Origin of the sequence: Micromonospora sp. R77, assembly GCF_022747945.1 — a bacterium.
Taxonomy (GTDB): Bacteria; Actinomycetota; Actinomycetes; order Mycobacteriales; family Micromonosporaceae; genus Micromonospora.
On sequence record NZ_JALDST010000001.1, the window covers coordinates 1,209,580 to 1,232,788 of the forward strand.

19 protein-coding genes, 3 pseudogenes and 1 riboswitch are annotated in these 23,209 nt (G+C 75.2%); of the genes and pseudogenes, 12 read left to right on the forward strand and 10 right to left on the reverse strand.

Annotated elements, in window-relative coordinates; all coding sequences use genetic code 11:
• The first annotated feature begins 25 nt into the window (after nucleotides 1-25).
• The 3 genes from MRQ36_RS05360 (at nucleotide 26) to MRQ36_RS05370 (ending at nucleotide 2,907) form a co-directional block, all read left to right on the forward strand.
• Nucleotides 26-940: a cation diffusion facilitator family transporter gene (locus MRQ36_RS05360; RefSeq protein ID WP_242793341.1), complete on the forward strand. Its 915-nt coding sequence runs from the start codon at nucleotides 26-28 to the stop codon at nucleotides 938-940.
• Between the two features lie 143 nt (nucleotides 941-1,083).
• Nucleotides 1,084-1,213: riboswitch (cyclic di-AMP (ydaO/yuaA leader) on the forward strand.
• A 4-nt stretch (nucleotides 1,214-1,217) separates the two neighbouring features.
• Entirely contained in the window at nucleotides 1,218-2,291 is a 1,074-nt protein-coding gene (locus MRQ36_RS05365; protein ID WP_242793343.1) for a hypothetical protein, read from the forward strand.
• Nucleotides 2,292-2,406: 115 nt separating this feature from the next.
• On the forward strand, nucleotides 2,407-2,907 hold the full coding sequence (locus MRQ36_RS05370; RefSeq protein ID WP_242793345.1) for a hypothetical protein: 501 nt from the start codon (nucleotides 2,407-2,409) through the stop codon (nucleotides 2,905-2,907).
• A 2-nt stretch (nucleotides 2,908-2,909) separates the two neighbouring features.
• Here the strand turns inward: MRQ36_RS05370 and MRQ36_RS05375 are convergent, their stop codons facing one another.
• Together MRQ36_RS05375 and MRQ36_RS05380 are read right to left on the reverse strand one after the other, a co-directional pair.
• Nucleotides 2,910-3,371, reverse strand: coding sequence for an SRPBCC family protein (locus MRQ36_RS05375; RefSeq protein ID WP_242793348.1), 462 nt, complete (start codon nucleotides 3,369-3,371; stop codon nucleotides 2,910-2,912).
• 98 nt (nucleotides 3,372-3,469) lie between these two features.
• On the reverse strand, nucleotides 3,470-3,832 hold the full coding sequence (locus tag MRQ36_RS05380; RefSeq protein ID WP_242793350.1) for an STAS domain-containing protein: 363 nt from the start codon (nucleotides 3,830-3,832) through the stop codon (nucleotides 3,470-3,472).
• A gap of 331 nt (nucleotides 3,833-4,163) precedes the next feature.
• Here MRQ36_RS05380 and MRQ36_RS05385 point away from each other — a divergent pair, with 331 nt between their 5' ends.
• Nucleotides 4,164-4,310 (forward strand): hypothetical protein, encoded by a 147-nt coding sequence (locus tag MRQ36_RS05385; protein ID WP_242793352.1) that lies wholly within the window; start codon nucleotides 4,164-4,166, stop codon nucleotides 4,308-4,310.
• 129 nt (nucleotides 4,311-4,439) lie between these two features.
• Nucleotides 4,440-4,841 (forward strand): hypothetical protein, encoded by a 402-nt coding sequence (locus MRQ36_RS05390; RefSeq protein ID WP_242793354.1) that lies wholly within the window; start codon nucleotides 4,440-4,442, stop codon nucleotides 4,839-4,841.
• 122 nt (nucleotides 4,842-4,963) lie between these two features.
• Here the strand turns inward: MRQ36_RS05390 and MRQ36_RS05395 are convergent, their stop codons facing one another.
• Complete coding sequence (locus MRQ36_RS05395) at nucleotides 4,964-7,687, reverse strand: cellulose binding domain-containing protein (protein ID WP_242793356.1); 2,724 nt, start codon at nucleotides 7,685-7,687, stop codon at nucleotides 4,964-4,966.
• Nucleotides 7,688-7,881: 194 nt separating this feature from the next.
• A pseudogene (locus tag MRQ36_RS05400) lies at nucleotides 7,882-9,650 on the reverse strand (hypothetical protein).
• 171 nt (nucleotides 9,651-9,821) lie between these two features.
• Between MRQ36_RS05400 and MRQ36_RS05410 the strand changes: the two are divergent.
• Nucleotides 9,822-10,499, forward strand: a complete 678-nt coding sequence (locus MRQ36_RS05410) for a BON domain-containing protein (RefSeq protein WP_242793358.1) — start codon at nucleotides 9,822-9,824, stop codon at nucleotides 10,497-10,499.
• Nucleotides 10,499-11,050: a DsbA family protein gene (locus MRQ36_RS05415; RefSeq protein ID WP_242793360.1), complete on the forward strand. Its 552-nt coding sequence runs from the start codon at nucleotides 10,499-10,501 to the stop codon at nucleotides 11,048-11,050. The genes MRQ36_RS05410 and MRQ36_RS05415 overlap by 1 nt, the downstream gene beginning before the upstream one ends.
• Here MRQ36_RS05415 and MRQ36_RS05420 read toward each other — a convergent pair.
• Nucleotides 11,051-13,896 (reverse strand): annotated as a pseudogene (locus tag MRQ36_RS05420) (LuxR C-terminal-related transcriptional regulator).
• Nucleotides 13,897-14,061: 165 nt separating this feature from the next.
• Between MRQ36_RS05420 and MRQ36_RS05425 the strand changes: the two are divergent.
• The 5 genes and pseudogenes from MRQ36_RS05425 (at nucleotide 14,062) to serS (ending at nucleotide 19,460) form a co-directional block, all read left to right on the forward strand.
• Nucleotides 14,062-14,514, forward strand: a pseudogene (locus MRQ36_RS05425) (hypothetical protein).
• Nucleotides 14,511-15,650, forward strand: coding sequence for a zinc-dependent alcohol dehydrogenase (locus MRQ36_RS05430; protein ID WP_242793362.1), 1,140 nt, complete (start codon nucleotides 14,511-14,513; stop codon nucleotides 15,648-15,650). The pseudogene MRQ36_RS05425 and the gene MRQ36_RS05430 overlap by 4 nt, the downstream one beginning before the upstream one ends.
• A gap of 28 nt (nucleotides 15,651-15,678) precedes the next feature.
• The gene (locus MRQ36_RS05435) at nucleotides 15,679-16,851 is read left to right on the forward strand and encodes a trans-acting enoyl reductase family protein (RefSeq protein WP_242793364.1); all 1,173 of its coding nucleotides are present in this window, start codon (nucleotides 15,679-15,681) and stop codon (nucleotides 16,849-16,851) included.
• Nucleotides 16,852-16,960: 109 nt separating this feature from the next.
• Complete coding sequence (locus tag MRQ36_RS05440; protein ID WP_242800853.1) at nucleotides 16,961-18,040, forward strand: MerR family transcriptional regulator; 1,080 nt, start codon at nucleotides 16,961-16,963, stop codon at nucleotides 18,038-18,040.
• A 133-nt stretch (nucleotides 18,041-18,173) separates the two neighbouring features.
• A complete protein-coding gene (gene serS / locus MRQ36_RS05445) occupies nucleotides 18,174-19,460 on the forward strand; it encodes a serine--tRNA ligase (RefSeq protein WP_242793366.1) in 1,287 nt (428 codons plus the stop codon).
• 60 nt (nucleotides 19,461-19,520) lie between these two features.
• On the opposite strand, the gene MRQ36_RS34335 is transcribed toward serS, so the two are convergent.
• From MRQ36_RS34335 to MRQ36_RS05465, 5 genes are all read right to left on the reverse strand, one after another.
• On the reverse strand, nucleotides 19,521-19,889 hold the full coding sequence (locus MRQ36_RS34335; protein ID WP_374249904.1) for a hypothetical protein: 369 nt from the start codon (nucleotides 19,887-19,889) through the stop codon (nucleotides 19,521-19,523).
• Nucleotides 19,890-20,154: 265 nt separating this feature from the next.
• Nucleotides 20,155-20,406, reverse strand: a complete 252-nt coding sequence (locus MRQ36_RS34340) for a hypothetical protein (RefSeq protein WP_374249905.1) — start codon at nucleotides 20,404-20,406, stop codon at nucleotides 20,155-20,157.
• On the reverse strand, nucleotides 20,403-21,035 hold the full coding sequence (locus MRQ36_RS05455; protein ID WP_242793367.1) for a redoxin domain-containing protein: 633 nt from the start codon (nucleotides 21,033-21,035) through the stop codon (nucleotides 20,403-20,405). Before MRQ36_RS05455 ends, MRQ36_RS34340 begins: the two co-directional genes overlap by 4 nt.
• A 19-nt stretch (nucleotides 21,036-21,054) precedes the next feature.
• Nucleotides 21,055-22,521 (reverse strand): NADH-quinone oxidoreductase subunit NuoF family protein, encoded by a 1,467-nt coding sequence (locus MRQ36_RS05460; protein ID WP_242793369.1) that lies wholly within the window; start codon nucleotides 22,519-22,521, stop codon nucleotides 21,055-21,057.
• On the reverse strand, nucleotides 22,518-23,138 hold the full coding sequence (locus MRQ36_RS05465; protein WP_242793371.1) for a hypothetical protein: 621 nt from the start codon (nucleotides 23,136-23,138) through the stop codon (nucleotides 22,518-22,520). Before MRQ36_RS05465 ends, MRQ36_RS05460 begins: the two co-directional genes overlap by 4 nt.
• Nucleotides 23,139-23,209 lie beyond the last annotated feature (71 nt).

A 23,209-nucleotide genomic window follows, 5' to 3' on the forward strand; every position in this document is an offset into this window, starting at 1 on the left:
CGGCCGAGGGACGGAGGGTGTGGGAGTGGGCGCAGGTCACGACCACAGCGGCGCGATCACCAACGCCGCGCACCGGCACCGGGGCCGGCTCTGGGCCGCGTTCGGGGTCCTCGCCGCACTGATGGTGGTCGAGGCGGTCGCCGCGTTCGCCACCGGCTCGCTGGCGCTGCTCTCCGACGCCGGGCACATGTTCACCGACGTGCTGGGCATCGGCATGGCGCTCGCCGCGATCACCGCCACCCGGCGCGCCGACACCGACCCGCAGCGCACCTTCGGGCTCTATCGGCTGGAGGTGCTGGCCGCCCTCGCCAACGCCGTGCTGCTCGGCGGGGTCGCGGTCTACGTGCTGGTCGAGGCGGTCCGCCGGTTCGGCTCGCCACCCGAGGTGCTGGCCGGGCCGATGCTCGCCGTGGCGGCGCTCGGCCTGCTCGCCAACCTGGTCGCCTTCGCCCTGCTGCGGGCCGGGGCGCAGGAGAGCATCAACCTGCGCGGGGCCTACCTGGAGGTGCTGGGCGACCTGCTCGGCTCGCTCGGCGTGATCGGGGCCGCGCTGGTCATCGCGCTCACCGACTGGTGGTGGGCGGACCCGGTGGTGGCGGTCGCCATCGGCGTGTTCATCCTGCCGCGTACCTGGCGGCTGGGCCGGGCGGCGGTCCGCATCCTGGTCCAGGCCGCCCCGGAGCACCTCCAGGTGACCGCGGTGCACGACCGGCTCGCCGCGGTCCCCGGCGTGGCCGAGGTGCACGACCTGCACGTCTGGACGCTGACCTCGGGCATGGAGGTGGCCTCCGCGCACCTGACCATGACCCCGGGGGCCGAGGTGGGCGACGTGCTGGCGGCGGCGCGTACGGCGTTGCACGAGGACTTCCACATCGATCACGCCACGTTGCAGATCGAACCCGGAGCGTCGGCCGGGGCCTGTGGTGCGGTGGAGTGGTAATTAGCACACGCTTAAATCTCTGTGGTTATTGTGGTGCTATGCCGGTTTTGGCTCGTTCGAGCAGGGCCGCGTACCGAGCCTGCCCGGCATCACGCCGGTAGGCTCGACCGCGGCCTCCGCCGGGCGGCGCCCTCCGGCGCCTGCGGTGGCCGCCGCCTAATCGCCGCAGGGCGAGCCGGGGAACCATGTTCGTGGGGTGCATCCGCGTCAGCGGTAGGGATCTTCCGTCCCGAACCCGTCAGCTAACCCGGTCGGCGGCTGACGGAAGGACATGTGCATGCCATCAGTGGCACCAGTACGACGGACGGCCGCGCGGCTGGCGGCCCTGCTCGTCGCGACGCTCGCCCTCGGCGTCGCGGTCGCGCCGGTCTCCCCCGCGGGGGCCGCCCCGCTGCGCGTCGCCGCCCCCGGCGACGACGAGGGCGGCACCCCGGCGCTGCGCGCCCAACTCGACGCGGCCAGCAAGGGCTGGCTGGAGGCGAAGGCCGCGCTGGCCCGCTCGGTCAAGCGGCAGCAGCAGCTCAACGCGCAGCTCACGACCGTCGAGGCGGAGCTGGCCAACCGGGACGCCAACGTCGGTGAGATCGCCGGGGTGGCGTACCGGACCGGGCGGCTCAGCGCGGCGTCGGCGCTGCTCAACAGCAGCAGCCCGGACGGCTTCATGGACCGTGCGGCGGCGTTGGACCAGGTCGCCGCGCACGAGGACCGGGCGCTGCGCGAACTGATCCAGACCCGCGACGAGGCCACCCGCACCCGGACCGCGCTCGGCATCGAGATCCAGGAGCAGCGCAAGCAGGTCTCGGTGATGGACAAGCGCAAGCAGCAGGCCGAACGCGCCCTCGAGGTGGCGAACGACAAGGCCGAGAGCGCCCGCGACGCCGACAGCGGCAGCACCGGCAACCGGGGCACGTCCAACGCCGACGCCACCCCGGCACCGCGCAACTCGGACGGCTCCTGGCCGCCCGAGTCGTGCAGCGTGGACGACCCGACCCCGGCCGACGGCTGCATCACCCCGCGCACCCTGCACGCGCTCCGGCAGGCCCAGGCGGCCGGCTTCAAGCGGTACGTCTCCTGCCACCGGCCGAGCGGGTCGGGTGAGCACCCGAAGGGCCGGGCCTGCGACTTCGCCGCGCAGACCGACGGCTTCGGCGGCGTCGCCTCCGGCGGGGACCGGACGTACGGCGACAACCTGTCGGCGTACTTCATCCGCAACGCCGACCCGCTGGCGGTGCTCTACGTGATCTGGTTCAAGCGGATCTGGCTGCCGAGCAGCGGTTGGAAGGCGTACAGCGGCGGCAACGGCGACCCGTCCAGCGACCACACCAACCACGTGCACCTGTCCGTCTACTGACCCCGGCCGCCGGCCTGCCCGAGGTGGGGCGGGCCGGCGGCTACGTCCCGGGACGTACCCCGGATGTCGCCGCCGGGCCCACGACGACGCGCTCCGCACGGGCGAGCATCGGGGCATGAGGCGACTCTCCCCGACCGCCCGCAAGGCCCTGCTGACCCTGCACCTGGTCACCTCGCTGGGCTGGCTCGGCGCGGACCTGGCGCTGCTCACCCTGGGGATCGCCGGGCTGCGCGGCGCCGCACCGGAGGCGGTCTATCCAACCGCCGGGCTGGTGGTCACCTGGCTCTTCGCGCCGCTGAGCGTGCTGGTCTGGCTGGTCGGCGTGGCCGGCGCGCTGCTCACCCCGTGGGGACTGCTGCGCTGGCGCTGGGTGCTGGTGAAGTTCGCCCTCACCACGGTCATGCTCGGCCTGGTCCTGCTGCTGCTCACCCCCAGGGTGCGGCGGCTCGGGGAGCTGGGGGCGGCGGCGTCGGACCACCTGCGGGCGGACCTGGTGATCGCCCCGACCGTCTCCAGCACGCTGCTGGTCGTGGCAACCGTGCTCTCCACCTACAAGCCGTGGGGGCGGCTGCGCCGGCCCGCGCCTCGGCCGGTCGCCGCCGGCCGGCGCGGCTGAGGTCAGGCGGGGCCGTCCGGACCACGGTCGAGCACCGCGCCGAGCCGGCTGGCCAGCCCGAGGTGGGCCGCCCGGGCCTGCCGGAAGGCGTAGCCGAAGAGCGGTGCCGGTGCGGTCAGCGTGATCTCGACGTCGATCCGGACCACGCCGCCCGGCTCGTCGCGCAGCCGGGTGTGGTTGCGCACCGTGGTGGCCGGTCGTTGCCGGGCCACCGTCACCACCTCGTCGTCGGTGGCGATCAGCACGTCGGCCTGGTAGGTCACCGGGAAGCGCAGCGGGCCGACCGCCAGCCGGTCGGTGATCGCGTAGCTGGCCAGCACGCCCGGACGGGGCGCCAGCCGGCGGACGCCGACGATCAGCGGGTGCAGCTCCGCCTGCCGGGACGGATCGGCGAGCAACGCCACCGCCTCCGCCCGGGAGCAGCGCGCCTGGACGGTGTAGCTGAACGTGTCCCGCCTGCCCACACCGTCTCCTCACCGTGGCCGGTCCGCACGATCGTCCCGTACGCCGGGCGGGCTGGCAACGGCCGGACGGTCTCCCGCCGGACGGGTGGCGCGGGCGCTCAGGCGCCGGGCAGCACCTCGCGGGTGGCGAGGCCGGCGAGGTAGGGCTCCGGGGCGCCGAAGAGACCGAGCAGCCCGGTGACCCAGAGCTGCCGGTGCACGAACCGGCTGGGCTCGGTGACGACCAGCTTCACGCCGCTGACCTCAGCGGTCTGGAAGCCGGCCACCATGGCGCTGATCCCGACGGAGTCGATGAAGGTGACCAGCCGCATGTTCAGCTCGATCCGGGAGGGACGGCCCTTGGCGAGCACCTCGGCGATCGCTTCGCGCACCTCGTACGCGGTGTCGACGTCGATCTCCCCGCGCGGGGCGATCTCGATGACACCACCCGACAGAACCGACTTCACGATCGACAGGCTCACGCGAGCACCTCCACTCGCCCGTATCGGGCGCCTCATCAGTACGCGGGCCGCGACCGAGAGTATTCCTCCGACGGCCTCGGTCGCCACCCCTCGGGATGAGCAATTCGCGGACTGGGCACAACGGGCGTGCCGTATCCGGACCTTCCGGACTGCAATTTTCCCGCTGGCAGCTTTCCACTCTGCCACGACGGACCGGGTTCGGTCGATCCGCCGGACCAGGGTAGCGGGCCGGCACCGGTCCGCCGCGCACCCGGCACGCGCGGCGCGTAAGGGTGATTGACGGCACTTCCTAGCATCGGGCGGACACCATCCGCCGTGGAGAGGAAGATCGATGCTCAGGAGACTGCTCGGGCTCGCCGGCGTCGGCGCGCTGCTCACCCTCGTCCTGGCGTGCGGCTTCGGTGGCGCGGGGGACGACGACGATGACGACGGCGACGACGACTTCGCCCGAAGCACCGCGGTGACCTCGGTCCGCTGAGCCGAGCGTCACGCAGGTTTGCGCCGGTGCCCGAGTGGGCACTGGCGCGGTGAACCGACAGTCCCGCGCCGGACGGCCACCGGAGTCCGAAGTGGCGGCCGGGCTCTGGCACCCGAGGAGGTAGGCACGATGTTCGGAACCAACCTGCTGGATCGCCGCAAGCCGGAGCGGATCGCGGACCAGGCGTGGCAGAACCTGGTCTCCGCCGTGAGCTCCGCCGGTGACAGCGTCCGGGACACCGCCCGGTCCGCCCGCCGCGGCGGTTCCGGTTTCGCCGACGACGCCACCGACCTGGTCGGCTCCGCCGCCGACGAGGCCCGGCGCCGGGCCACCCTCGCCTTCGACGCGCTCGCCGGACGCCGTCCGGCGCTGCCGTGGACGCTGCTGATCAGCGCCGCGCTGGTCGGCGCGGCGATCGGCTGGGCCGCCGGAACGGCTGCCCGGGCCGCCGGCAGCCGGGACCGGACCACCGACGACATCGAGTTCGTGGACGTGGACCGGCCGAACTCCCCGGTCGGCCTCGACGGCTGACCCACCCGACCACGAACGGCGGTGCCCCCTTCCGCGGGGCACCGCCGTTCGCGTGTCACCGACCGCACCGGCGGCGGGTGGCCGCCCCGCAGCTGACGGGACGACCACCGCGTCCGCACCGGTCAGCGACTGGTGCAGGTCACCGCCGGTACGCCGTTGGTGCCGGTCCAGCTGCCGAGGAAGCCGACGCTGGTGCTGCCGCCGACCCCCAGGTTGCCGTTCCAGCCGAGGTCCTTCACCGACACGGTCGCCCCGCTCTGGGTGTACGAGCCGTTCCAGAGCTGGGTGATCTTCTGCCCGTTCGGGAAGGTCCAGCCGAGCGTCCAGCCGGCGATCGGGGCGGTGCCGGAGTTGCGCACCGTCACCTCGGCCTGGAACCCGCCCGACCAGGAGTTGGTCACCGCGTACGTCGCCGCGCAGCCACTGGACGGCGGCGGGGTCGTCGGCGTCGGGCTCGGCGAGGTCGGGGTCGGGCTGGGCGAGCTGGGCGTCGGGCTCGGCGAGGTGGGCGTCGGGCTCGGTGCCGTCGGGGTCGGGCTGGCCGAGGTCGGCGTCGGGCCGGGGGTGCCGCCGAGCCGGTCGGCGACCAGGATGCCCCGGCCGTTGGTGCCGAGGTAGACCCGCCCGTAGACCCGGGGGTCACCGGTCAGGGCGTCACCGGCGTTGCCGTACTGGTGCTGGTCGTCGTTGATCCGCACCCAGCTCCCGCCGGCGTTGTCGGACCGGAACACCCCACGCGTGCCGTCCACCGTGCCGATGACGAACACCGCCGGGTGGGTCTGGCCGGGTGCCGCCTTGCCGAAGCCGACGTTGCCGGCGGCACCGACCGCGGCGAGCTTGGTGAAGCTGGCGCCGCCGTCGGTCGAGCGCCACAGCCCGCCGGAGCCGGTCACCCAGAGCTCCCCCTCCTGACCGGGAACGGCCTTGAACCGGCCGGACGTCGGCAGCCCGGTGGCGGCGGTCGCGGTGAAGCTCGCCCCGCCGTTGGTGCTGGCGTAGACCTTGCCGCCGCTGAAGCCGTAGAACCGGTTCGGGTTGACCCGGTCGGCGGCGATCTGCGCGTTCGCCGGGATGCCGGTGGCGGCGGACCAGGAGGTGCCGAAGCCGACCGAGTGGACGACGGCCGCGCCGGCGTCACCCGGGGCCCAGAGGAAGCGGCTGCCGTCGGCCGCCGCGGCGACCGCGCCGCCGTCGGTGAGGCCGGCCGGCTCGCTGCCCTGGAACCAGGTGGTGCCGCCGTCGGTGGAGAAGGCGACGTGGCTGTCCCCCGGTCGGTCGGCGTCCTTGAAGCTACCGGCGCGGACGATCACGCTCGGCTTCGTCTCCGCGTAGTCCAGGTCGTGCGGCCCCCAACCGGGGTTGGTGTACGTCCAGCCGGGCACGGTGTCCAGGTCGTCGTGCCTGAAGCCGGAGATGTCACCGAGGGCGCTGAGCAGCGGCGCACCCGAGGGCGGGCTGATCAGGTCGAGCACGGCGGTCTCCTCCAGCCCCTTGACCATCGGGGTGATGGTGAACTGGCCGCCGGTGTCCCACTTGGTCAGGTCGGTGGTGCCGTAGACGGTCGCGCCGGTGCCGTACATCATCCGGTTCGAGTCGAACGGGTCGATCTCGATCGACTCGTTCATCCAGCCCAGCTTCGGCGAGGTGTCCGGCGGGGCGGGGTTGGCGTTGCCGAAGGTCAGCCACGGCACCGAGGAGGCGTCCATCTTGTAGCGGAAGCTGCGGTTCGGGTAGGAGGTCCAGTCCCAGATGCGGGTCCAGGTGGCACCGCCGTCGGTGCTGCGCCAGAAGACCGCGTCCGGCCACCAGGAGACCTGGGTGCCCACCATCAGGGTGTTCGGGTGCTGCCGGTCGATGGTCAGGCCGGAGTAGCCGAAGGTGTCGTCGGTGCTGGTCGACGGGACCGGGCTGATCCGGGTCCACGCGCCGCTGGTCCGGCTGAACTTCCACACGTCGCCCTTGCCGCCGTCGTACGGGCCGCCGGTGTCGCTGGTGGCGAGGTAGAGGTAGCCGCCCACCGGGTCCACCACACCCTTGTGGGCGATGAAGCCGGTGGGGGCGCCGGGGATCGCCTGCCAGGTGGCGCCCGCGTCGGTGGAGCGGTAGACCGGGTTGGCCTTGTCCGCCACGCCGACGTAGATGGTCTTCGTGGCGGTGCCGGCCGTACCGGTGCTCTTGTCGAAGCTGACCCAGACGATGCCCTGGTTGTCGGCGCCGGTGGAGGGATAGTTGCCGACGTTGGGGAAGCTGGTCACCTTGCCCCAGGTGGCACCGTAGTCGGTGCTGCGCCACAACCCGTTGCCGCTGGGCGCACCCAGATAGAGCACGCTGTTGCGGTTCGGGTCGACCGTCAGCCGCTCGCCCATCCCCCGGCCGGGCATGTTCCCGCCGAGGTGGAACGGCAGTTCGCTGGCCTGCCAGGTGGCGCCCTTGTCGGCCGAGCGCAGGATCGCCCCGTTGTTCGGGTCCCAGCCGTTGGTGTACATGCCGGCCGCGACGTACACCCGGTTGGTCTGGACCGGGTCGGTGGCCAGGCTGACCACGCCGTTCCAGCCCCACTTGTCGGCGCCCACCCAGTCCAGCAGCGGCGTCCACGAGCGGGTCGCCTGCTCCCACCGGTACGCGCCCCCGATGTCGGTCCGGGCGTAGATCAGGTTCTTCTCGGTGGGGTTGAAGACGATGCCGGGGACGAAGCCGCCGCCGTCGATCCGGACGTTGCGCCAGGTGTACGGCTCGGCCGAGGCGGCGGCGGCCGACGGGACGGGTGCGGCGGCGAACTGGACGGCGACGGCGGCCGCCGTGGCTGCCAGCGCGGCTGCGACCGCGCCGGCGAGACTTCTACGCATGGTGGCGTTCCTCTCGGGGTTTCCCGGTGGTGGGACGGGAACGACGCGCGGCGGTCGGCGAACGACCGTGCCCGGTGGCGACGTCGGGGTGGGAGCTGCCCAGGCTCCGGTCTCGGCGCGCTGGCTCCGGCAGCCGAGGAACCTCACCCTATTCGCTGCAACCGATTGCATGGAAGCGCTCCCATGCACCGTCCTCAATCGAGGTGGTAGACCCAGCCGTCGCCCACCCGCTCCCGGCGGATCCCCAACCCTTCCACCGGCCGGTCCGCCGCGTCCCGCCACGGCGTGTCCGCCGCGTAGCCGGGCAGCAGCACCACCGTCCGCACCCCGACCGCCCGCAGGTAGGCCACCGAACCGGCGTCCGGGAAGGTCGCACTCGCCGCCCGGATCCGCTCCTGGCTCGCCGGGGTGAACGACGCCAGCCCGTTGACCACCGGCGGGAAGCCGTCCGTCGACCAGAGCATCACGTGGAACTCGCGGGTGCCCCCGCTGGGCAGCACCAGGGCCGGACCGGCCAGCCCGCGCAGCGCCGCCGGCTCGGTCGGCACCGGCACGTGCGGGGTGGTGTTCACCCCCTCCACCAGCACCAGCAGCACCGGCAGCACCAGCGCCCAACGGGCCCAGCGCCGCCAGCCCGCCACCCCCGGCGGCAGCTCCGACCGGCGTACCGTCAACGCCCCGGCCGCCAGCAGCCCGAGCAGCAGCGTGGTCCAGAGCACCAGCCGGCCCGGGGTGCGGATCCCGTCCCAGCCGGGCACGTGCTCGACGAGCGTGACGTAGCCGGGATCGCCGTCCCCGCCCAGCGTGGTGCCCGCCGCCAGCGCCCCGCTGACCAACACGCCCACCGCCAGCGCCACCCGGTGCCGGACTCGCCACACCGAGAAGAAGAGCCCGGCCACGGCCAGCCCGAGCAGCACCATCCCGGGCAGCAGGGTCATCTCGGTGGGAAAGCCCAACCCGGCCCGCGCCGCCGCGTGCGGCCCACCCCAGAGCCAGGACTCCGCCGGCGCGGTGACGAAACCGCGTACCGGCGGGGAGAACATGGCGATCTGGGCGACCGTCCGCCGGCCCTGCGGATGCCGGGCCACCACCTCGAAGTACGGCGCGGCCATCAGCAGGGTCACCCCGGCGAACCCGGTGGCGCCGGCCAGATCGGCCAGGAGCAGCCCGCGCGGGAACACCGGCCGGGCCCGCCGCCGCCACCACGACCGGGCGTAGCCGGCCGCCGCGCCGAGGCAGAGCAGACCCAGCGCGTACGCGAGGGCAGGCCGATGCCGAACCCGAGGGTGACCTGCCACGCGGCGACCGCCCAGCCGGCCCCCGCCCAGCCGGGACGGACCCGGTCCGGCCGGTAGCCCCGGCGCAGCGACCAGCCGTGCCCCCGGGCCAGCATGGCCAGCGCCAGGGCGATCCCGCCCACGCTGAGCACGTGCAGGTGCCCCGCCTGGGCCAGCTTCCACGGCGCGTACGCGAACGACGCCCCGGCCACCGCCGCGCCGGCCCGCCCCGCCCCCACCTGCCGGGCCAGCGCGTACGCCCCGACGAAGGCCAGCGCGTGCACCAGCACGTAGAGCACGTTGTAGCGGGCGACCGCCGCCACCGGCCCGGTCCCCACCATGCCGGCCGGGGCGAACCCGAGCAGGGTGTCCGAGTAGGCGTAGGTCCAGGGCTCCGGGAAGAACGTGTTGGAGTGCCAGACCCGCCCCGGATCGGTGCTCAGCGCGTGCCCGCCCCAGGCGATCTGCCACGCCTGCAACGTCGGGTCACCGGTGTCCTGCGGCAGCGTGCCGGTGACGTCCCGCAGCGTCGGCCAGGTCAGCACGGCGGCCAGCAGCAGCGCGCCGCACACCGTCAGCGTCCACTCGTGCCCCACCGCGTGCCCGGCCACCCGGGCCGTCCCGCGCCACCACCTGCTCGACCCGCCCGGCTCTCCGGCCGCGACCCGCCGCACCACCACCCGCATCCCACGCCTCCCCGCCCCCGCCGCCCCAGATCGTCCCCCACCCCGACCCCGACGTCACCCCCGGCGGGTGAGGGCGGGTCACCCCCGCCGGCGACACGATCGGGAGCGGCGGGCGGCGGCCGGAGACCCCGCGTCCGCTGCGCGAACCCGAGTCGAGGAAGGGAGCCGGCGATGGTCACCGCCACGATCACCCGTACCGACCAGGACATCCAGTCCGACGTGCTCGACGAACTGACCTGGGAGCCCCGGGTCCGGCCGAACGAGATCGGCGTGACCGTCTCCGACGGGGTGGTGACCCTGACCGGCTGGGTGGACAGCTATGCCAAGAAGTGGGCCGCCGAGCGGGCCGCGCACCGGGTGGCCCGGGTCCGCGCGGTCGCCAACGACCTCGCCGTCCGGATCGGCACCGGGGCCGCCAAGAGCGACCCGGAGATCGCCACCGCGGCGGTCCGCACCCTCGAGTGGGACGCCTTCGTGCCGGTCGAGACCCTCGACGTCACCGTGGCCGACGGCTGGGTCACCCTGCACGGCCAGGTCGAGTGGGAATACCAGCGGCGGGCCGCCGAACGCTCGGTGAGCCGGTTGACCGGGGTCCGGGGGGTCAGCAACGGCATCACCGTCCGGCCCGGGATGGCCGCCGACACCCGGGACCTCGCCGAACGGATCGTGGACGCGCTGGCCCGCAACCAGGCGACCGAGGCCGAGGGCATCAGCATCCGGGTGCACGGCGACACGGTGGTGCTGGCGGGGCTGGTCCACTCCGTACCGGAACGGGAGGAGATCGAGCGGGTGGTCTGGTCCGCGCCGGGCATCCGCGAGGTGCACAACCACGTCACGGTGGGGGCCTGATGACCACGCCACTGCAGGTCACCACCGCGCGGTTGCGGACCCCGGTGACCGGGACGGACCACGCCCGCGGGCCGGTCGACGCGCCGGTCACCATCGTCGAGTACGGCGACTTCCAGTGCCCGTTCTGCGGCGCCGCCCACCGGAACCTGACGGAGCTGCTGCGCCAGCGCGGGGAACTGGTCCGGCTGGTCTACCGGCACTTCCCGATCGCCAACGTGCACCCGTACGCGGAGAGCGCCGCCGAGGCGACCGAGGCGGCCGGCCGGCGGGGCCGGTTCTGGGAGTTGCACGACTGGCTCTACGAGCACCAGGACCAGCTCGACCCGGTGCACCTCTCGCTCGGCGTCGAGCAGCTCGGCCTGCCGCCGGACGAGGTCAGCGCGGAGGTCGACCAGCGGGTGCACGCCGACCGGGTGCGGCAGGACTTCGTCGGCGGCATCCGCAGCGGGGTGAACGCCTCCCCGACCCTGTTCGTCAACGACGACCGCTACGACGGCGGCTACGACCTGGCGGACCTGCTCGCCGCCGTGGACGCGGCGGCCAACCCCTGATCAGATCAACCGCAGCTCACGGGCCCGCCGGACCGCCTCGCGCCGGCGGGTCGCGTCGAGCTTGCGGTAGATGTTCCGCACGTGGGTCTTCACCGTGTTGACCGACAGCGACAGCTCGCCGGCGATCTCCACGTTGGACAGGATGCTCTGCAGGTAACGCAGGATGGTCAGCTCCCGCTCGGTGAGCGGCTCGTCCAGGGCCCGGCCCGGCCGCGCGGACGGCGTCTCGTCCGCGTCGTGCTCGTCCACGCCCCGGACCAGGTCACGCACCGTCGCCCAGTGCGCCGTACCGGAGTCGAGGTGCGCGGCGAGCAGGTCGCGTACCCCCGGCTCGCCCCGGGTGAGGACCCGCCGGCAGCCCTCGGGCGCGGCCAGGTCGAGCACCTGTTCCAGGGTCCGGCCGGCCCGCCGCTCGTCGCCGTCCGCACGGGCCAGCACCGCGTCGAGCAGCCCGGCGGCGAGGCGTACCGGCAGCGGCCACGACCCGGCGTCCGGTGCCGACCAGTCGGGCAGCGCCCGACCGGCGGCCCGCCGGTCGCCAGCGCGCAGCTCGACCCGGGCCGCCGCCACCTGCAGCACGGCCGCCGCCGGCCCGTCCGGGTCCGCGTCCCGCAGCGCGTCCGCGAGCCGGGTACGGGCGGTGTCCAGGTCGCCGACGGCGGCGCGGAGCTGCGCCTCGGCGGCGGTCAGCCAGACGGCCGGCTCCCCGGCCGACGACTGGGCGGCGGCGGCCAGCGCGTGCAGGGCCGCGGCCTCCTCGCCCCGCTCGGCGAGCAGCTCCGCCTCGCAGAGCGCGGCGAGCGGGCCGCCCCGGCTCGACCCCGGCCCGACCGGCCAGGGCGAGCTGCGCCGCCGCCTCGGTCGGCTCGTCCCGCTGCAGCGCCACCACCGCCAGCGCCAGGTACGCGTGCCCACAGTCCACCCGGCCCGACCAGCCCTGGCAGGGCGGCATGGCCAGCACCTCCCGCGCGGTCCGCTCGGCGGCCCGCAGCCGGCCCCGTACCGCGTCGAGCAGCGCCGCGCGGCTGGCACAGACCAGCTCGGTACGGGCCCGGCCGGTCTGCCGGGCGGCCGACAGCGCGCGAGCGAACCGGTCCCCGGCGGCGCGCAGCCGGCCCTGTGCCAGCTCCACCAGGCCGAGCGCCGTACCGGCCACCGCCCGCGCGTCCGCGTCCTCCCCGGCCCCGGCCCGGGGATCGTCCCCGGTCCGGGCGCGCCACGGGTGGCGAGCAGCCGGGCGGCGGCCCGGCGTACCTGCCCGTGGTCGCCGGTCAGCCGGGCCAGGGCGAGCTCCACCGCGTCGGCCAGCCGACGGAACCGGTCCCGGCGGGGGACGGGCAGGTCCCGGGCGTACCCGACGGCGGTCCGCAGGTGCCCGGCGGCCGCGTCGACGTCCCCTGCGTACGCCCGCTCCGCCGCGCGGGCCAGGGCCAGTTCCGGGTCCCGGCGCAGCGCCTCGACGGGCGGTTCACCGGGTGGCGGGGCGACCGGACGTCCCGCTCGTGCAGGGCCAGCTCCGGCCACTCGGCGATCAGCAGCTCGGTGGCCCGGTCCCACTCCCCGGCGGCCAGCGCGTGCCGCAGCGCGTCGGCCGGGCGACCGTTCCCGGCGTACCACCTGGCCGCCCGGCGGTGCAGGTCGCGCAGCTCGTCGGCAGGGAGCCGGCCCAGCTCGGCGCGGAGCAGGTCGGCCAGGAGCGGCTGGCACCGGTACCAGGGCGGGTCGCTGTCGTCGTGGTGCAGGAAGCCACCGCCGCGGGCCAGGTCGGCGAGGCGCTGCCCGGCGTCGGCGCGGTCGCCGACCGCACCGGCCAGGTCGGCGCAGACGGTGTCCGCGACGGCGCTGCGCAACAGCAGGTCCCGGTCGTCCGGGTCGAGCGGGCCGAGCACCTCCTCGCGCAGGTAACCGGCCACGTCCGGGTGGTCCCCGCCGAACCGCTCCACCGCGCGGGCCGGATCCGGCTCGGCACGCAGGGCCAGCGCGGCCAGCCGCAGCCCGGCCGGCCAGCCACCGGTGCGCTCCCGCAGCCGGGGCACCACGGCGGCGGGCAGCCGGACCCCGTGCGCGACCAGCAGGTCGGCAACCTCGTCGTCGGTGAGTGCCAGCTCGTCCGGGCCCACCTCGGTCAGCTCCCCGGCCAGCCGCCAGCGGTGCAGCGCCGGCGGCAACCCGGTCCGCGCGCCCACCACCAGCCGCAACCGCCGCTCGGCGTGGCGCAGCAGGAACGCCAGCCCGGCCAGCGCCGCCGGGTCGGTGACCCGGTGCAGGTCGTCCAGGACCAGCAGCACCGGTCGTTCCCGGGCGGCCAGCGCGGCGGCGAGCCGTTCCAGCTGGTCGGGCCGGGGCGGGGTGTCCGGCGCCGGGGGCCCGTCCTCCGGTCCGCCGTCGACGGCGGAGCGGAGCGCCGCCGCCAGGTAGGACCAGAGCCGGGACCCGGTGTCGCCCTCCTCCACCCCGACCCAGGCCGGTGGTGTCGCGCTCTGCCGGGCCCAGGAGGCGAGCAGGGTGGTCTTGCCCCAACCGGCCGGCGCGCGGACCAGGGTGACCGGTCCAATCACCCCCTGCTCCAGCCGGTCCAGCAGGCGGGGCCGCAGCAGCAGCGGCTCCGGGAGCGCGGGCGGCGACAGCCGCGACGCCAGCAGCGGCGGCGCGCCCTCCACGGACGGCAGGCTCGCCGCGGACGGCGCGGTCTTCAAGGACGGCGCGGTCTCCGCGGACGGCGCGGTCTCCACGGACGGCGCGGTCTCCACGGACGGCGGGCTCGCCCTGACCGGCGCGGTCTCCCCGATCGGTGCACGCGACGGACCCGACGGCGCGTCGGTCACCCGGCTGCGCTGCTCCGGCATGCGGCCCCTCCCCGTCGTGCCCGCCCCCGTCGTGCCGGCAGCGGTTACCCGGCCCGGCCGGGTTCACCCCTTCAGGGCGAGCCGGCTTCCCCGGTGGCCCGGACGGTGGAGGGACGCGGGCGGCCGGCCCCGGCCGCCGGTGACCCGGGACGAGGCGAGGGGCGGGTGACACGGATGGGACGGCTGGCCGGTGGCGGGATCGCGGTGGCGGTGGCGGCCGCCGGGGCGGCGGCGGTACGGGCGCTGGTCGTACCCCGACGGGCGGCCTGGCCCCGGGCGGCCGGGCCGACCCGCGGCCCGGGCGGTGGCAGGTGGTCACCGTGGCGGGCCGGCCCGAGGACGTGCTCCCTGCCGGCCGGTGGCCCGAACCGCTGCGCCGGCTGGCCGGTGCGGTGGAGCTGCACGCCCGCCTCGGCGCCCGGCGGCCGCGGCACCGAACTGGCCGCCCGACCGCTGCGCGGTGAGGCGGAGCTGCCCGGCCCGGCCGCGCACCTGGTCGGCGACGATCCCGGCCTGTTCCTGCGGGAGACGCTGCGGCGGGCCAAGCAGCTCACCGAGACCGGCGAGGTGCTGCGCGCCGACCGCTCGCCGATGGACCGGCCGGAGGCGGCCGGGTGAGGGCGCTGTGCTGGACGGGCGTCGACGAGCTGGCCGTACGCGAGGTTCCCGACCCGGAGCTGCGCAACGCGCACGACATGATCGTCCGGGTACGGCGGAGCGCCACCTGCGGCGCGGACCTGGCGCTGCTCGCCGGGCGGACGCCCTTCCTGACCGCCGGTGACGTGCTCGGGCACGAGTTCCTCGGCGAGGTGGTCGAGGTAGGCCCGGAGGTGCGCCGACACCGGCCCGGGGACCGGGTGGTGGTCTGCGCGGCGGTCTCCTGCGGTGCCTGCTGGTTCTGCCGGCAGGGCCTCTTCGCCTGCTGCGACAACGGCAGCACCGGCACGGCGGCGACCGAGGCGGCCTGGGGGCAGCCCACCGGCGGCTGCTACGGCCACCCCGGCACGCTGGGCGGCTTCGCCGGCAGCCACGCCGAGTACGTCCGGGTGCCGTACGCCGACGTGGGCGCGTTCGGTGTGCCGGAGCCGGTCAGCGACGACCGGGCGGTGTTCGCCTCCGACGCCGCACCGACCGGCTGGATGGGTGCCGAACTCGGCGACGTCGGGCCCGGTGACGTGGTGGCGGTCTGGGGCGCGGGGGCGATCGGCCAGCTCACCGCCGGGGCGGCCCTGCTGCGCGGCGCGGAGCGGGTGATCGTCGTAGACCGGTACGACGACCGGCTGCGGATGGTCGAGCGGCACGTCGGCGCGGAACCGCTCAACTACCGGTACGTCGACGTCGCCGCCGAACTGCGGGAACGCAGCGGTGGCCGGGGGCCCGACGTGTGCGTGGAGGCCGTCGGCGGGGAGTCGGCACCACCGGGGCGGCTCGGCGGCGGGACGGACCGGCCGTTGGCGCTGCGCGAGGCGGTGCACGCCTGCCGCAAGGGCGGCACGGTGGTGGTCCTCGGCACCTGGACGGGTTTCGTGGACGCGTTCCCGCTCGGCGCGGTGATGAACAAGGGGCTGAGCGTGCGCAGTTCGCGGCAGCACGGGCAGCGGTGGATCCCGATGCTGCTGGACCGGATGGCCCGCGACGAGCTGCGTACCGAACATCTGGCCACCCACCGGCTGCCGCTGGAGCGGGGCGCCGACGGCTACGCGCTGTTCCGGGACCGGGCGGACGGGTGCGTGCGGGCGGTCTTCTCGCCCTGACCGGCGCGTCAGGTGGCACACTCGGCGGATGCCTGACGATCGCCCGTACGACCTCGTCCTGTTCGGCGCGACCGGCTTCACCGGCGCCCTCACCGCCGAGTACCTGGCCCGGCACGCCCCGGCCGGGCTGCGCTGGGCCCTGGCCGGCCGTAACCCGGGCAAACTGGCCGGCGTCCGGGACCGGCTCGCCGCGATCGACCCCGCGCTGGCCGAGCTGCCGCTGCTGACCGCCGACGTGACCGACCCGGCGTCGCTGCGCGCCGTCGCCGAGCAGGCCCGGGTGGTGGCCAGCACCGTCGGGCCGTACGTCCACCACGGGGAGCCGCTGGTCGCGGCCTGCGCCGCCGCCGGCACCGACTACCTGGACATCACCGGTGAGCCGGAGTTCGTCGACCTGATGTACGTGCGGCACCATGCCGAGGCGGTCCGCACCGGGGCCCGACTGGTGCACGCCTGCGGCTTCGACTCGATCCCGCACGACCTCGGCGTCTGGTACACCCTCAAGCAGCTGGACACGTCCGGTCCGGTCGCCGTGGACGGCTACGTCCGGGCCGGCGGGAAGTTCTCCGCCGGGACGTACCATTCGGCGCTCACCGCGTTCTCCCGCACCGGGGAGGCCAGCCGGGCGGCGAAGGAACGCCGGGCCGTCGAGCCGCGCCCCGAGGGGCGCCGGGTGCGGGCGGTGCCCGGCAAGGTGGGCCGGTCGAAGGAGATCGGCCGGTGGGCGGTGCCGCTGCCCACCATCGACCCGCAGGTGGTCCGCCGGTCGGCGGCGGCCTGCCCGGAGTACGGCCCGGACTTCCGCTACCGGCACTTCGCCGCGGTGAAGCGGCTGCCGACGATCCTGGTCGCCGGGGTCGGCATGGCCGGCCTGGTGGGGCTGGTGAAGCTGCCACCGACCCGGCGTTGGCTGCTCGGCCGGCTGGCCTCCGGTCAGGGTCCCACCGCCGAGCAGCGGGCGAAGTCCTGGTTCAAGGTCCGTTTCGTCGGCACCGGCGGTGGCCGGACGGTGCACACCGAGGTGGCCGGCGGCGACCCCGGCTACGACGAGACCGCCAAGATGCTCGCCGAGTCCGCTCTCTGCCTGGCCCTCGACGACCTGCCGCCCACCGCCGGCCAGGTCACCCCGGTCACCGCGATGGGCGACGCCCTCCTCGACCGGCTCACCCGCGCCGGCCTAACCTTCCGCGTGTTGAAGTAAGGAGGGGCCCCCTGTTAACGCCTCCGGTATGGCAGGGGCCCCCTGTTAACACCCGACGGTTGACCCTCGACCGGGTCGAGGGAACAGGATCTCCGGCGTGGAGAGCGAATTGCGCAGCATCGGCGAACTGGCCCGGGCCAGCGGCCTGACGGTGAGCGCGTTGCGGTTCTACGACCGCTGCGGCGTGCTCGTCCCGGCCCGGGTCGACCCGGCCACCGGCTACCGCTGGTACGCCGACGACCAGGTCGCCCCGGCCCGGCTGGTGGCCGGGCTGCGCCGGGTCGGGTTGCCGCTGGCCGAGATCGGCGCCGCGCTGCGGCACCGGTCGGAGCCGGCGGTGGTCGGCCGGCTGCTGGACGCGCACCTGCGCCGGCTGGAGGACGGCCTCGCCGATGCCCGCCGTGAGCTCTCCCGGATCCGTGCCCTGATCGAACCGGAGGAGTTCCCGATGACCACCCACCTCGTGCTGTCCCGTGCCGACCTCGCCGCCGCCGTCGACGCGGTCCGCTTCGCCGTCGGCGCCGACCCGGAGCTGCCGGTGCTGGCCGGCGTCCTGCTGGAGGTCGAGCCGGACGGCGTCCGGCTGGTCGCCACCGACCGGCACCGACTGGCGGTGTCCCGGGCCGGTGCGACGGTGGACGGCCAGGCGGTGCGGACCCTCGTACCGGTGGCCGCGGTGGACGAGATGCGGGCCCTGCTCGACTCCGGTGTCGGGGCGACGCCGGAGGCCCGGCTGACCGTGGAGCCCGGCGCGGTCACCCTCTCGGTGGCCGGTCGGACGGTGCCGGCCACGCCCCTGCCGTACGACTTCCCGGACTACCGCCGGCTGGTCCACGACCGGGTCGGCGGCGCGCCGGCCCACCGGGTGGCGGTGGACGTGGTCGCCCTGCGGGCGGCGATGACCAGGGACGGCGCGCCGGTGCTGGTCCAGGAGCACGACGGGGTGCGCGCCGAGCTGACCGTGCTCTGCCTGGACGGGCACGGCGGTCTCCGGGTGCTGGGCGCCGAGGAGGTCGCGGGTCCGGACGGCGTGCGGGTCGGAGTGAACCGCGAGTACCTGCTCGAGGCCCTCGAGGCCGGGGGCCGGGGTCAACTGGTGCTCGAACTGGACGGCCCGATCACCCCGCTGGCCATCCGCCGGCTCGACGACGAGCACGCCTTCTCGATCCTCATGCCGGTCCGGCTCTGACCGGGCCGCCGCGTGGGCAGAGCACCCGGGTGCGGCACGGGCGGAGCACCCGGGTGCGGCACGGGCGGAAACGGGCGCGACGGTAACATCTGGTGGTTCCACCCGACTGCCTGGACGGAGGCGTACGAGCAGCATGCTCGACATGGAGTTGATCCGGAAGGATCGCGAGGCGGTGGCGACCGCGCTGGCGAAGCGTCTGGATCCCGCCGAGGTCAACCGGGCGCTGGACGAGATCCAGCGGCTCGACCAGGAACGCCGCGCCCTGATCAGCGGGATCGACGCCGAACGGCAGCGCCGCAAGGCGGAGGCGCGGGCGTACGCGCAGGCGAAGCGGGCCGGCACCGCACCGGAGGCGACCGCGCCGGAGGCCGAGCGCAAGCAGCTCGCCGAGCTGGAGTCCCAGCTCGACGAGGTGCAGTCCCGGCTCCGCGAGGCGATGAGTGAGCTGCCCAACCTGCCCGCCGACGACGTGGTGCCCGGTGGCAAGGAGGCGAACCGGGTCGTCCGGACCTTCGGCGAGCCGCCGGCCATCGCGCAGGTCCGCGACCACGTCGAGCTGAGCAGGGCGCTCGGCCTGGTCGACCACGAGCGGGGCGTCAAGCTCGGCGGTTCCGGCTTCTGGATGTACACCGGCGTCGGCGCCCAGCTGGAGTGGGCGCTGCTCAACTGGCTGATCGAGCAGAACATCAAGGCCGGCTACGAGTTCCTGCTCCCGCCGCACCTGCTGCTGGACACCGCCGGTTTCGCCGCCGGCCAGTTCCCGAAGTTCTACGACGACGTCTACCACCTGGACCGGGAGTCGGCCCCGCGCGGACAGTTCCTGCTGCCCACGTCGGAGACGGCGATCCTCGGGGCCTACCAGGACGAGATCCTGGAGACGGCGAAGCTGCCGCTGAAGCGCTTCGCGTACACCCCGTGCTACCGGCGGGAGGCGGCCGGGTCGCACTCGGACGAGCGCGGCACGGTGCGCGGCCACCAGTTCAACAAGGTGGAGATCTTCCAGTTCACCCTTCCCGAGCAGGCCGACGCCGCGCTGGCGGCGATGGTCGGTCACGTGGAGGGCCTGGTCGAGAAGCTGGGCCTGCACTTCCAGACCAGCCTGCTGTCGGCCGGCGACGCCAGCGCCTCGATGAAGAAGACCCTCGACATCGAGGTCTGGATGCCGAGCACCGGGAAGTACAAGGAGGTGTCGTCGGTCTCCTGGGCCGGTGACTACCAGGCCCGCCGGGCGGCGATCCGCTATCGCGAGCCGGGCGGCAAGCAGACCCGGTTCGTGCACACGCTGAACGGCTCGGCGCTGGCCACCAGCCGGCTCTTCCCGGCCATCGTGGAGCAGTTCCAGCAGCCCGACGGCTCGGTGCTGGTGCCCGAGGTGCTCCGCGACAAGCTGGGCACGGATCGGCTCACCCCGCTCCGCTGACCGGAGCGACACAGGCGGGGGTCGGGCAAGCCCGGCCCCCGCCGCCGTGTCCGCCCGCCCTCACCCCCGGTCAGGTTCCGCCTCGGACGAGGTGTTAACAAGGGGCCCCTGCTCTACCGGAGGCGTTAAGAGGGGGCCCCTCCTTACCAGCAGGAGGAGGGTGAGGAGGGTGGCGGCAATGACGGCGGGGCCGATCGCGGTCAACCCCGCGACCAGGGCGTGCTGGATCCGGGCGGCGGCCACCACGACCGGGTCGCCGAAGGCGTCGTGCCGGCCGTGGGCGAGGCGCACCTCGTACCAGCCGTACCAGGCGACGTAGCCGCCGGCCAGCAGCAGCACCAGGCCGCTGAGCCGGGGCACCCACGCGCCGGCGCCGCGCAGCCGGGCCACCAGCCCGCCGCGCAGCAGCGCCACGCCGAGCGCGGCCACCGCGAGGACCAGGGCATGCCCGTCGCGTACGCGCCGAAGAGCGCCAGCCCGCGCAGCGTCGAGCCGGCCCGGAGGTTGGTCACCACGATCGCCAGGAACGGGGCGATCGAGCAGGTCAGCGACGCCAACGCGTACGCCATCCCGAAGAGCGCCATGGACGGCCAGGACCGGGTCAGCCGGGGCGCCCGGGTGAGCCCGCGCGGGGCGGGCAGCCGACGCCCGGCCAGCAGCCAGCAGCCGGCCGCCACCAGCAGCACGCCGAGGGTCACCGTGGTCCAGGGCAGCCGGGGCGCAGCCGGTCGGCCAGCGGGGCCAGGGCCAGCCCGAAGGCGCCGAAGACCAGCACGTACCCGAGGGTCAGCCCGGCCGTCGCGGTGAGCGCGCGGCCCACCGCGCCGCGCCCGTCGGGCGGGCCGGCGACCAGCAGCGACAGGTACGCCGGCAGCATCGCGAAGCCGCACGGGTTGACCGCGCCGAGCATGCCCGCGGTCAGCGCGAGCAGCAGCGGGCCGGTCATCGGGCCAGCGCGGCGACCCGCTCGGTGAGCGACTCCCCGTCGAGGAAGCCCTGGTGCACGACCCGGCCGTCCCGGTCGATGATCAGGAAGGTGCTCTGCTCGACCACCTCGAAGCGGCGCCACAGGGTGCCCTTGCGGTCGTCGAGCTGGGGCGTGCCGCCGAGGTCGAACTCGGTGACGAACTCCTTCATGGCCTGCTGCCCGCCGAGGCCGGCGACGCCGATGATCGGCACGGTGTCGCGGTACTTCGGGGCGATCTCGGCAACGGTCCAGGCCTGGCTGGCGCAGGTGGCGCACCAGGGCGCCCAGAACCAGAGCACCACCGGTCTCCCGGCCAGCCGGGCGGCGGAGAACGTCGTACCGTCGAGGGTCTTCGCGCTGAACGTCAACGTCTCCGGCACCCGGGCCGGGACCACCGGCGGCGCGGCGGGCGTGCCGGTCGACGCGGCCGATCCCGGGGTGGGCGACCCGGTGGTGGGCGACGTGGCGGCGACCGCGCGCGCCGGTGCCCCCGGTTCCGGGCCGACCGCGCAGGACGCCGCGCCGAGCAGCGCGGCGACGAGCACGGCGGCGGTGCCCAGGTGTCGGGGCGGGACCGCCCGGGTCGGCGCTGACGTTCGACGTGGCATCGCGTCTCCTCTCGGTCGGCTACTCGGCCTTGGCGAGCCGGAGCGCGAGTTCGGGACAGACCTTGACCGCCTTCAGCGCGCCCTCCCGCAGCCAGGTGGGGACCGGGGTGGCCGGGAAGGCCGGATAGCCGTTGGCGTCGAGCCGGATGAAGTCCGGCACCACGTGGGCGCAGAGCCCGTGCCCGTCGCAGCGGGACCAGTCCAGGGTGAGCTTCTGCGGGTTGGCGTCCGGCGCGCCGGGCAACCCCATCACGCCCTTGACCCGCTTGCCGCAGCCGTCGCCGGTGGTGTGCAGTCTCAGGTCGTCGGCGAAGACCTCCATCGCGGAGAGGGCGAACCGGGCGGTGCCGTCCGGGTGACTGCACGCGCCGCGTCCCTTCACGTCGCCCGCAGCCGCCCGGACGATCTCGACGGGGGCGCTGCCGGAGACCGCGAGGTCGACCGCGCGGGCCAGGTCGGGCAGGCCCATCTTGCACGGTCCGCACTGCCCGGCCGACTCGCCGGCCAGATAGCGGACCACCTGGGCGACCTCGCCGAGCGGGCAGGTGTCCCGGGCGAGCGGGATGACGATGCCGGCGCCGAGGGTGCCGCCGACGGCGGCGAGGCCCTTGCGGGAGACCTCGGCCCGGTCGGCCGCCTCGGGGGTGATCCACTTGCCGTGGTAGCCACCCATCAGGATGCCCGGACCGTCGGGCACCTCGCAGAGCTCCAGGATCTCCCGCAACGGCGTGCCGGCGGCGCACTCGACCACCGCGGGGCGGGCCGCCGAACCGGTGACGGTGAGCAGCACGGTGCCCGGCTCGTCGTCGGTGCCGAGCGCGGCGTACTCGTACGGGCCGAGCCGGGCGGCGACGGCGAGCTGCGCGTACGTCTCCGCGTTGGACAGCAGGGTGGGCAGGTTGTTCACGCCGGAGTCGCTGGCGCGCCTCTTGGTGCCCGGCGGGATGTGCGGCAGCCCGTTGATGCCGTTGACCAGCGCGCCGCCCTCACCGGAGATGAACCGGTGCGGGACGGTCACGACCGTGGTCGGCACGGGCATCCGGCGCTCGGCGAGCGCATCGGCCAACGACGGCCCGCCCACCTCGTCGTCGGCCACCCCGATCACGATCTCCTCCGCGTCCAGCGCGTACGCGGCCAGCGCCGCGCCGTCGAGGACGAGGTGCGGGGCGCGGGTGAGCAGCACCTTGTCCTTCCAGCTGGCCGGCTCGCCCTCGGTGGCGTTGACCACCACCACCGCACCGAGGTCCTGCCGTTCGCAGGACTCCAGCACCGCGCGCAGCTTGCGGGCGAACGGGAAGCCGGCACCGCCCTTGCCCTTGAGGTCGATCGCCTCGGCCAGCCGGAGCAGGGTGGCCGGTTCCATCGGTCCGATCGGGCCGTGCACGTCCTCGTGGGCCATCAGGTCGAGCCGGCCGAACTCGGCGAAGCCGGCGGTGAGCCGGGGTTCGCCGACGCAGGCCACCGGGGGCACCGTCGTCCGCATCACCTGGCCTCACCCCGCAGCCCTGCCCAGTACGCCCCGTCGACCGCGTCGGCGTTGGCCCGGCGTCGGCGGGCGGCCGATCCAGGTCGCGGCGCGGCGTCAGACGCGCCGAGCTGGAACGGTCGAGACTTCGCCTCACCCGACGCCCGCAGCGCCCGCCGCGAGGCGAGGTCGACCAGGGTCGGGGTGTCGTCGACGGGCACGTCGTCCGGGACGTAGCTGACCGGCGGGCGCCAGTAGTCGGCCTCGACGGGCACCTCGTCCTCGGCGCTGTGCCGGCCCCCGCCGCTGCGCGGCGCCGCGGAGATCGGCCCGGCGGAGATCGGGCTCGCCGAGATCGGGTCGACCGAGACCGGCTCGGCCGACACCGGACGCTCGTCGCGCTGCCAGCGGCGCGGGCTGTCCCACGGCTCCTCCGGCTCGGCCAGCCGGGGCGGGGACGAATAGCGGGTGCCGGCGTCCACGCGGCGGGTCGCCACCTCCGCCTCGTCCCGGTGACGCCGGCCGGACCGCTCGTCTTCGGCGCGGCGACCGACCGGTTCACGCTCCTCGCGCCGCCGGGTCCGCTCCTCGCGCCGCCGGGTGGGGCGCTCCTCCTCGTGGCGGGCGGCCGGCGCCAATCCTCCTCCCGGCGACGCCGGGCGGTCGCCGCCCGGACGGGCTCGCGGAGGCTGCCCGGTTCCGGCACCAC